Source organism: Gordonia asplenii (assembly GCF_012933505.1).
Taxonomy (GTDB): Bacteria; Actinomycetota; Actinomycetes; order Mycobacteriales; family Mycobacteriaceae; genus Gordonia; species Gordonia asplenii.
In genome coordinates, this window is sequence record NZ_JABBNB010000027.1 from 87,051 (window position 1) to 97,762 (window position 10,712).

Consider the following 10,712-nt stretch of genomic DNA (forward strand, 5'->3'; position numbering starts at 1 on the left):
CTGTCGATCGAACGGTCGAACCGGCACCCCACTTGTCAGGGGCGACCTCTACATTGGCTCCCATGGCATGGTTCGGGGATCGGGAGAGGCGTCTGGACGCCCCCGCTAAGACCTTCCTATCCGCGGCGGCGGTGGGGGCCGGCGTCGACGACGACCGCTATGCCCCCGACCTCGCCCGGCGTCTCACCGACTACCTCGAGACCGGGGCCGACGCACACGTGCTCGCCGAGCTCGCACAGACCAGGCCGCCGACCGCACTCGCGACGCGAACCGGGCCCGCCCACGACGCCCGACGCAGCATGTACGCCCAGCTCGACGCCGTGCCGGCCGACTGGGGAGTCCGCTGGGCGACGATCCTCGACGCCTACCCGCGCCACCCGACACCCACTCTCGCGCCGATCGCCGACGCCGAGTGGGCAGAGTCCCTCGTCCACGACATCGGCCAGTGCTTCGCGTACGCGGCGGTGGTAGACCGAGAGCCGGTCCCCGTCCAGCTGGCGACGCTCGACGCCATCGTCGTCGCCGGCGGCGGCCGCCCGGGTGAACTCCTCGAAGCTGCGTTCTCCCATCACCCCGGCCGGCGCTACGCCGTCGTCTTCCACGGTGCGCGCAGCGTGCTCTGTGCCCTGTCCGACTACCCCGACGTCGTCGCGCGGTACGCCCCGACGCTGGTGCCGCTCGCGGCATCGGCAACCCGCGACGCGCGCGACACCGTGCTGAAGATGCTCGATGCGCTGCCCGATGCCGCGCTGGCCCCGTTCGCGCCGGCCATCACCGCATTCCTCGTCGCCGACAACGCCAAACTCGCCGTCGCCACCGAGCCGCTCGCCGCGCGGTGTCGTCGTTCCGATCTCGTCCGGCAGCTGCGCACGATCGCGGCCGACGGATCACCGGCGCAGCAGCTTCGCGCCCTGCGCGCACTGTGGCGCTTCGCTCCCGAAACACCGGACCGCGCGTGGGCGATCGGATTCGCCGCGACCGCGACGTCCGCCGCGGCCCGGGCTCTCGCTCGCGAATGGGGCGATCCCGTCGACGAAAACCCTTCTGCGCCAATGCAGTCCAACCCCATCACGACCGGCGGAGCACTACCGCCCACCGACCCCGACCAACTCGACGAAGCGCTCCGCGGCCTCCAGAAGGCCCTCAACGCGCACATCACCGCCGTCACCGACGAGTGGCGGCGCTCCAGCGCACCACGGCTGCGCGCTGACGCGGCGTCGACGCGCTTCTTCGACGACAAAGCGTTCAGCACACTGACCAAGGCCCTGCGCGCGGCGCGGACCGCACCTCCCGGCCGCACCAAGGCCGTCGTACCGCTCCCCCGCTGGAACGTCTCCGCCGACGACGCCTTCGCCGACTTCGCCGCCAGTCCCGCGGTCGAGGTCCCCGAGCTGCTGACCGCCCTCGGCTTCTTCGGCGACCTCGTCAACAGCTATCAGCCCACTCTGACCAGCGGCGCCGTCGGCGCGGTGAACGCCCTCTACCGAGCGACCGGCCGGCCGACACTCGCCGAACTCGCCGATCGGCTCACCGCAGCCGGGCACGACGGCGCCGCGCTCGTCTTCGACGCCTACCGTCGCAATTGGCAGCCCCTCGGCCGTACCTGGGCCGACGCCGACGTCGCCGGATTCGTCGCGGCGAATCTCGACGCCGTCGTCGGGCAGCTGGGCACCGGCGACCTCTACTCGGCGGATCCGACGGCACCGTTCGCCGCGATCGCCACCCTGCCCAGCGTCCCCGACCACGTCGCCGACCCGCTCTATCGCATCGCGCTCGGTACGTCGTCGCGGCTGCGCACCGAGGCCCAGGACGCGCTCGCCCGTGACTCCCGACGCCGCTCCCGCATTCTCGCCGCGCTGACCGACCCGACACTTGAGACGCGAGCCATCGCGGCAGCCTGGCTGGCGCGCATCTCCACCCCCGACATCGCCGACGACGACGTCGCCGCGCTCGACGCCGCCTACCGCGCCGAACGCTCCGACAAGGTCAGACAGGGCCAGCTCGACGCCCTGGCCGAGCTGGGCCGCACCCCCGACTACTACCTGAACCGCCAAACCCTCGCCGCCGCGGTCCGCAAGGGCGCCAGGCGCGGCCCAGCCACGGTGTTGGCCTGGCTGAACTGGGACGCGCTGCCGGAACTGTACTGGCTCGACGACGCCGAACCCGTCGACATCGACACGGTGCAGTGGCTGCTCTCCGACGCCGCGAAGGCCAAGTCGCCGCAACCGTCGGTCGCCACGCGCTACTACTGGAGTCTGTTCACGCCGGCATCGGCACAGCGGTTCGGCGACGCTCTGCTCGACTTCTGGATGTCGGCGACGGCCATCAAAGCCAAGGGCGTCCTCGCGGTCTGCGCGACGACGTGTCGCGTACACGCGGCGCCGCTCGCCGAGGACTACATCCGCACGTACTACGGACTACGGGCGGCGGAGTGCAAGGCGCTGCTGGCGATGCTCGCCCAGGTCGACGACCCGAGTGCCGCGCAGGTGTTGCTGTCCATTGGAAAACGATTCCGCACCAAGGGAATTCAACTCGAAGCCGTCGAGCAGACCCAGGCGCTCGCCGCCCGGATGGGATGGTCGGCCGCAGAGCTCGCCGACCGCACCGTCCCCGACGCCGGGTTCACCGACGCCGCGCTGACCCTCGACTTCGGGTCGCGCGCCTTCACCGCCCGGCTCACCCCCGACGCCTCCGTCGCCATCTTCGACGACGCCGGCAATCGCTTGAAAAACCTGCCGGCCCCGCGTGTTTCAGACGACAGCGATGCCGCCGCCCAAGCGAAGCGCGAGCTCGCAGCGGCGCGCAAGGCCGTCAAATCGATCGTCAAACACCAGACCGAGCGCCTCTACGACGCCATGTGCACCGCGCGCATTTGGAGTCTCGACGACTGGCGACACTACGTCGCGGGTCACCCGATCGTCGGGCTGCTGGCCGCGCGGCTCGTGTGGATGACCGACGCCGAACATCCCATCACCTTCCGTCCGCTCGACGACGGCTCCCTCACCGACGCCGCCGACGCCGAGATCACGCTGTCTGCGGGCACTCGAATCCGGCTGGCGCACACCACGCTCACCCCGCTCGACGACTGGCCCGCGCACTTCACCGACTACGACGTCACACCGCTGTTCGGACAGTTCGCCCCGGCCTACGCCGCCACCGACCCGGGAGCGCGGTCGATCGACGACTACACCGGAGCGATGATCGACATGTTCACCCTCCGCTCGGCGGCCACCAAACGCGGGTACACCAAGGGCGACACCCTCGACGGCGGCATCTACCTGTCCTTCGACAAACACTTCCCCACGCTGGGCATCACCGCGTCGATCGGTTTCTCCGGAACCGAACAGCCGGTGGAGGATCTGCCCGTCGCACTGACCTCGATCACCTTCACCGCCGATGTCCGCCTCGCCCTGCGCGACGTCCCCGCCCCGCTGCTCGCCGAGACCGTGGCCGACGCCGCGGGCATCGCCGAACGCGGCAGCGGATTCGAGCCCGACTGGCGCAAGGAAGTGAGATTCGCATGAGCGACAACCGATTCGACGCCGTGCTACGGGCTCCCGCCGAGCAGCGGTTCGCGGCCGAACTCGCGGCTCTCGCCGCGCGCGATCACGGCCCGGTCCCGGCGGGCTGGCGACTGTCGCCACGTGCGGTCCGCACCTTCATCCTCGGCGACCCGGCCGCGGGCATCACCCGCAAGTTCTACGGCGACGACCGGCTCGTCGAGCGGTGCATCGTCACCCTGATGAGCGACCGCGGACTGTTACTGGTCGGCGAGCCCGGAACCGCGAAATCGTTTCTCTCCGAACTCTTTTCCGCGGCGATCTCCGGTACGTCGCAGCAGGTGGTGCAGGGCGGCGTCGGCACCACCGAAGACAAGATCGCCTATACGTGGAACTACGCGCTGCTGATCGCCGAGGGCCCGTCGGAACGCGCGCTGGTGCGGGCACCGTTGTTCCAGGCGATGGAATCGGGCACCCTGTGCCGAATCGAGGAGATCACCCGCATGCAGCCGGAGATCTCCGACACGCTCATCGGCGTCCTGTCCGACAAGGTGCTGCACATCCCCGAACTCAGTGAATCGCAGACGGCCGCAACGGGATTGGCCGCCCGGCCGGGGTTCAACGTGATAGCCACCGCCAACCTGCGTGACCGAGGCGTCCACGACTTGTCGAGCGCGCTCAAGCGCCGCTTCAACTTCGAGACGGTCGCCCCCATCACCGACCGCCGCCAGCAGGCCGACCTGATCACCGCACAGACCGCGGCACTGCTGCGCACCGCCGGCGTGGCAACCGCATTGCCGCCGGCGACCGTCGAACTGCTCGTCGACGTGTTCGCCGACCTGAGATCGGGTAGCACTGCCGACGGCGTCACCGTCTCGTCACCCGCGGCGGTGCTGTCAGCCGCCGAAGCCGTCGCGGTGGGTTATGCCGCAGCGCTCGATGCACACTACTTCGACGACGCCCCCGCCGACGGCGGACACATCGCCCGGCAACTGATCGGCACCGTCCTGAAAGACAATGCCGACGACGGACCCAAACTCGACCACTACTTCGACATCGTGGTCCGGCGTCGAGCGGCGACGGAAAAGACCTGGGCAGCAGCACTGTCCGCTCATCGAGAGTCGCGACGCTGATGGCTTCGACACCGCCCCGCCGAACGTCGCAGGAGATCCGGGCCGTCGCGGAACGACTCGTCACCGACGACTATGTGATCATCCCGGTCCGTCATCATTCTCCGGCCTGCGCGTACGCCGTCGCGCGGGCCGTCGAAACCTATTCTCCCGCAGCGATTCTCGTGGAGGGTCCGCGCTCGTTCACGCCGCTGGTCGGGGCCCTCACCGATGAGCGCGCCCAGGCACCGTTGGCCGTCTACACCTACAGTCAGGCAGCGAGCTCGGTGACTGCGGCTGCCGCGCAGGCAACCGCCGCGCAGGCAACCGCGGCCTATTACCCGTTCTGCGACTTCTCCCCCGAACTCGTCGCATTGCGGGAGGCCGCCGCACGGGGCATTCCGGCGTCGTTCATCGACTTGGAATTCACCGAACAGCGCGCCGCCGACAAGGCCCGTCGTGACCGCGAAACCGACGGGCCGCAGCCGGTGCTCGACGAGAGCCGACTGCACTTCAGCCGGCGGCTGGGCCGGCTCGCCGAGGAGCTCGGCTGTACCGACACCGACGATCTCTGGGAGCACTTGTTCGAGCTCGCCGATCCGGGCGAACCACTTCACGAACACCTCGCGCGACTCACGTCCTACTGTCTGATGGCGCGCGACGACACCTCTGCCACCGACCGCAAGCGCGACGGCACTGCGGCCCGGGAAGCGGAGATGACCTGGCACATCGGGCAGGCCATCGACACGCCCGGACGCAGCGGACCGGTCCTCGTGGTGGTCGGCGGATTCCACGCGGTTGCTCTGCCCGACCTGCTCGACGCCCCACCGCCACGTCCGAGCATCACCGCGCCGCAAGCGTCGTCGGCGCTGATCCGGTTCTCGTTCCAGCAGGTCGACGCCGTGAACGGATACGCCGCGGGGATCACCGCACCCGGGTGGCAACAACGCATCTGGACCGGTCTACACGCCGCGAACCCCAAGTACCGGACCGACGCCGCCCTCGACTTGCTCATCGATGTCGCCACCGAGCTACGGGAACGGGGTCGCCCGATCGCGGAACCGACTGTCGCCGACGCCTATGTGCACGCACACCGACTCGCGACGTTGCGGGAGCGTCGGGCACCGCTGCGTTCAGACGTCCTCGACGGAGTGCGGGCGACGTTCATCAAGGGGGACGTCGACGTGGAGGGCGGTGCCGTACTGGCCGCGGCACTCGCGGCCTTCACCGGCGATCGGATCGGTCGGGTACCGCCCGGCGTGCCGTCGCCGCCATTGGTCGCCGACGCCCTGGATCGGTTGCGTGCACAACGCCTGCACGTCGACGAACCGATTCCCGGCGAAGTGACACTCGCGATCTACCGCCGGCCCGCACACCGAACGACCAGTCGACTGTTGCACGGCCTGGTGCTGCTCGACGTACCGTTCGCGCATCTGGTGCGCGGCCCCGACTTCGCCGCCGGGGTCGGCGCGGACTCCCAACGGGCGGGCCTGCATCTCATCACCGAGACCTGGATCTATCGGTGGTCGCCCGGCACCGAGTCCGCGCTCGTGGAGGCGTCGCGGTACGGCAACACCCTGCCCGACGCCGTCGGGGCCAGGTTCGACGAGATTCTCCGTCGCTTCGCCGACGGTGCGCAACGCCAGCAGTCCGACGTCGCGGCGGGGCTGGTCGTCGACTGTTGCCGCCTCGGCCTACATCCGATGGCCGGGCGGGCCGCCGCCGCGGCCGACGCGGCGATCGCGGCGGATCAGTCGTTCGTCGGCGTCGCCGCTGCGTGTGCTCAGTTGACTCTTCTCACCCAGGCGCGAGAACCGTTGGAAGCCAACAGAGTTCACGAGCTACCCGCCCTCATCTCGGCGGCGTTGCGTCGAGCTCGCTATCTCGGGCGACTCCTCCCGCCCGACGATCCGCGCGGCGTCGTCGACGCCTTGCAGCAGTTGCGCCTCACCGTCCTCGACCCACACCTACACGACGCAGCCGATCACGCGGCAGGTTTCACCGAGCTTCTCCAGTCGCTCGACGCCGAGCATCCATCTCCCACGGTGCGCGGCGGAGCGGCCGGCATGTTGTTCACCATCGGCGAGGTGTCGGCAGCCGACCTCGCCGCCCGCACGCGGGGCATGTTGACCGGAACCGTCCCGGCGTCACAGGCAGTCGCGTTCCTGACCGGGCTGATGCGCACCGCACGCGAATTCACCTGGCAGGACACCGATCTCGTCGACATGCTCGGTGAACTGTTCACATCGTGGACCGACGACGAGTTCACCGCCGCGCTCCCCGACCTGCGATTGGCTTTCGCCGAACTCACACCGGCCGAGACCGATCTCGTCGCCGCTGTCGTCGCTCGCCGTCTCGACGTTCGCGACGCCACCGACGTCACACGGCCCGACGGCCCAGCACGACCCGGCGTCGACGCCAATCGAGCCACTTCCGAGGAGGCGGCAGAAATCCTTGCCGCGCAAGGACTCTCGGAGTGGTTGCGATGAGCGAACTCGACCGCTGGCGGTTGGTGTTGGGGCGCTTCGGCGAACAGCGGTTGGGGCAGGCGAGCGCCGGTTCCCTCGACGCACGCCGCGGCCAGGCGCTCGACTACCTCTACGGCCGCGCCTACGACGGCCGTGGCGTCGACACCGACGACGCAGCGCCGGACGGTCCCGGCGGCCAGGGCGCAAGCGATCCGCGTTCGATCTTGTGGCTCGGCGAGGTCCGGGCACTGTTCGACGACACCGTCGGCGAAGTGATCGTCGGGCACGCCCTCAACCGGTTCGGCCTCACCGATCTGGTCACCGATCCGGAAGTCCTCGCTTCGCTGGAACCGAGCACTGATCTGCTGGCCTTGCTCTTGAGCTTGCGACGCAGCATGCCGCGCGAACTCGACGCTCAATTACGTCGGATCATCAGGGAGGTGGTCGACGACATCCGTCGACGACTCGAGTCCGACATCCGCCGCGTCCTCGTCGGGCATCGACGCCGATTCAACCACTCTCCGATGCCCAGCGCCGCCAACCTCGACATTCCCGGGACCATCGTCCGCAACTTGAAGAACTTCGACCCCGAACTCGGGCGACTCATCATCGACGACGTGCGATTCTTCGACCGGCAGGCCAAGCACCTCGCGTGGGAGGTGATCCTCTGCGTCGACCAGAGCGGCAGTATGGCGAACTCGATGATCCACAGCGCGGTGATGGCCGGGATCCTCGCCGGAATCGGCACGATGAAAGTGCATCTGGTGGTCTTCGACACCGCCGTCGTCGACCTGACGCAGTTCGCCGACGATCCCGTCGAGGTACTGATGACCGTGCAGCTGGGCGGTGGCACCGATATCGGCGGCGCCCTTCGGTATTGCGCGGGGCTCTCGACGAACCCGCAGCGCACCGTGCTGGTGTTGATCACCGACTTCTTCGAGGGCTCCTCACCGGCCGAACTGATCCGCGTCACGGGCGACATAGCCAGCTCCGGAGTTCACCTCCTCGGGCTGGCTTCGCTTGCGCAGCAATCTGATTCGGCGTCGACGCCGCTGTACGACAGGTCGATGGCGCAGCAGCTCGCCGACGTCGGGATGCAGATCGCGGCGCTGACTCCACGCGGTCTGGCCGACTGGCTGGTGGAGGTCACCTCGTGAGTCCGCTACGGCGGGCCGCGCGGCAGTGTGCGATGCTCGACGACGCCGCGTGGGCACAGCGCGCCAGTGTCGGGCTGGTGCGTCGGGCACACCGAGATCTGCTCGACGCGCAGCCGTCCGCGTCGAGCATCGAGGACGAACTCGTCGTCGAATTCGGCGGTCACACGCAGCGCTGGGATGCCCGCGGTCCCGACGCCGCGCGCTGCGACTGCCCGGCGACCGGCGTGTGCCGGCACGTCGTCGCCGTCGGGCTGTGGCTGGGTGCGATGGCCGAGGGAGAGCCGCCGGAGCCCGTCGTCGAGACGATTGCCGCGGTCGAAGACGCTGCGCCCCAACCGAAACCACCCACGCGTTCACAACTGCGCCGCGAGACCGAGCGGGCGCGGATGCGTCAGCGCGCCCGACAGGTGCTGCTCGACGTCGTACGGCTCGGCGTCGCGCATGCGTCCGCCGATTCGGTGCAACGTTGCGCCGCTGTGGCGATCTCCGCGCAAACCGCCGATCACTACCGGCTCGCCGCGGCGCTGCGTCGGATCGGCGATCAACTGGAGCGGATCGTCGAGCGGACGGTCGGCGTTTCCGGATGGCTTGCGGGCCGGTCGGCGTCGGGGGCACTCGCCCTCGAGCTGGCGACCACGTATGCGTTGCTCGCCGCACTCGATCAGACGCCCGATGCCGGCGAGCTGTTGGGCGCCGCGCGAACCGCATACACCGAGTGCGGCCCGCTGCGATTGATCGGGCTCGGCAGCTATCCGTGGGAGTCGGGGTCGGGATATCGGGGGCTGACCACGATGTTCTTCGACGGCACTCGGTTCGTCTCGGTCAGTCAGACTCGCCCGACGACGGTCGCCGGGTTCGATCCGATTGCGCTGTACACGCGCAAGTCACCGATCTGGCCGGGCCTGGTGTCGGCCGCCACGGCGACCGCGGCATCGGTCGTGCTGACCGGTGCGCGACTCAACGCCGACGGCCGATTGTCGGGGACGCCGCAGACGCGCGCCGTCGTGGAGCCGCTGAGTTCGGCCGAGATCATGCAGCGGCTGGTGCCGATCCGCCGCTGGGACCGCATCGCCGGGCACGCGCTGCCGACGGCGATTCTGGACGTGCCGGATCCGCTCGGCGACTGGGTCACGATCATGCCGACGGCGGTCGGCGTGCCCGTCTACGACGACGTCGCGCAGCAGGCACGGTGGGTCGTGGTCGACGACGTGGGATCCGAACTCATTGTGGCACAGAGTTTTTCCATGATGTCCGCGCACGCGACACGGCGGCTGCGGACGGTGGACCGAAGTTGGGAAGCGGGGTCGTTCATCGTCGGGCAGCTGGTCGCGGACGCAACGCTGCGGCCACTGTCGGTGCTGCGGCCGCACCGGTCGTGCGCCGACCAGCCGGTCGATGCGCTGCACTTCGACGCCGCGCCGGCCAGCGTGCGATCGGCCGGTGCGACGTCGTCCGGCGTCGTCGAGCGCGCGGACACCGCGTCGGAGCTGGACGCATTCATGACCTGGCTGGAACGGACCATGGAACGCGGACTACTCGGCAGCCGTGACACGTCGGTGCGCGGCGAGTTGACCGATCGACGTCGGGCGCTGCGGGATCAGGGTTTCGGCGTGTTCGGCGACAGCTCGCACGAGGCGACGTCGGAGTTGATCCTGCGCAGTTACGCGATAGCCGAGCAGGTGCGGCGGGTGCAGGACAAACCATGACGGCATGAACGACAGCGTTCCCCAGCCTGGACTCACCTACGACAATTCATCCTGCTCGGCGACCTCAACGTCGCGCACATCGGCCCCGGTCGCTTGCTGGTTGAGCCGTCGTTGATCCGGGATTCACCGACGGCAGGCACTGCATCTGCTGGTTGAGCCGCGAGGAGCAGCTAGCGCGCCGTGCTGAGCGAGGCGCTAGCCGAGTCGAAGTGACGAGCGTGTCGAAACCCCTGTACCACAATGCATTTGATGGTAGCACACTTGTCGAACTGTTATGGTATCGAATATCGAGGCGTGTGCACCCGAAGGGTGCACACGCCTCACTTGCCGGGTGACATCGCCGATATTGGCGCGGACCGTCGAAAGTCGTTGTGGCTGAGAGGTTTCGACACGGACTCGGCTAGCGCTCGGCTAGCGCTACTTCGACTCGGCTAGCGCCTCGCTCAGCACGGCGCTCGGACCGGCTCAACCAGCAGAGGGGCGCTTCGGCCGGTGGATCCAGGTTGAGCCGAGGTTGAGCCGGGATTCACCGACGACGGGCCCTATCCGCTGGTTGAGCCGCGAGGAGCGCTAGCGACGCGCGTGTCGAAACCCCTGCACCACAATGCATTTGATAGTAGCGCACATGTCGAACTGCGACGGAATCGAACATCGAGGCGCGTGCACCCGACAGGTGCACACGCCTCACTTGCCGGGCGAAAGTCGCCGACATTGGCGCGGACCGTCGAAAGTCGTTATGACTGAGAGGTTTCGACACGGACTCGGCTAACGC

The 10,712-nt window shown here is 68.8% G+C and carries 5 protein-coding genes; all 5 read left to right on the plus strand.

What is annotated here, in order from left to right; genetic code table 11:
• Positions 1-62 precede the first annotated feature (62 nt).
• The 5 genes from HH308_RS21785 to HH308_RS21805 are packed head-to-tail and all read left to right on the plus strand — an operon-like array spanning position 63 to position 9,940.
• Positions 63-3,524 (plus strand): DUF4132 domain-containing protein, encoded by a 3,462-nt coding sequence (locus tag HH308_RS21785; protein WP_170196353.1) that lies wholly within the window; start codon positions 63-65, stop codon positions 3,522-3,524.
• Complete coding sequence (locus HH308_RS21790; protein ID WP_170196354.1) at positions 3,521-4,633, plus strand: ATP-binding protein; 1,113 nt, start codon at positions 3,521-3,523, stop codon at positions 4,631-4,633. The genes HH308_RS21785 and HH308_RS21790 overlap by 4 nt, the downstream gene beginning before the upstream one ends.
• Positions 4,633-7,098: a DUF5682 family protein gene (locus HH308_RS21795; protein ID WP_170196355.1), complete on the plus strand. Its 2,466-nt coding sequence runs from the start codon at positions 4,633-4,635 to the stop codon at positions 7,096-7,098. Before HH308_RS21790 ends, HH308_RS21795 begins: the two co-directional genes overlap by 1 nt.
• A complete protein-coding gene (locus HH308_RS21800) occupies positions 7,095-8,234 on the plus strand; it encodes a VWA domain-containing protein (protein ID WP_170196356.1) in 1,140 nt (379 codons plus the stop codon). Before HH308_RS21795 ends, HH308_RS21800 begins: the two co-directional genes overlap by 4 nt.
• Positions 8,231-9,940 (plus strand): hypothetical protein, encoded by a 1,710-nt coding sequence (locus tag HH308_RS21805; RefSeq protein ID WP_170196357.1) that lies wholly within the window; start codon positions 8,231-8,233, stop codon positions 9,938-9,940. Before HH308_RS21800 ends, HH308_RS21805 begins: the two co-directional genes overlap by 4 nt.
• Positions 9,941-10,712 lie beyond the last annotated feature (772 nt).

Bases quoted from the DNA above. Each gene is read 5' to 3' on its own strand.
- HH308_RS21785 (WP_170196353.1), top strand. From the start codon at position 63: ATGGCATGGTTCGGGGATCGGGAGAGGCGTCTGGACGCCCCCGCTAAG.
- HH308_RS21790 (WP_170196354.1), top strand. From the start codon at position 3,521: ATGAGCGACAACCGATTCGACGCCGTGCTACGGGCTCCCGCCGAGCAG.
- HH308_RS21795 (WP_170196355.1), top strand. From the start codon at position 4,633: ATGGCTTCGACACCGCCCCGCCGAACGTCGCAGGAGATCCGGGCCGTC.
- HH308_RS21800 (WP_170196356.1), top strand. From the start codon at position 7,095: ATGAGCGAACTCGACCGCTGGCGGTTGGTGTTGGGGCGCTTCGGCGAA.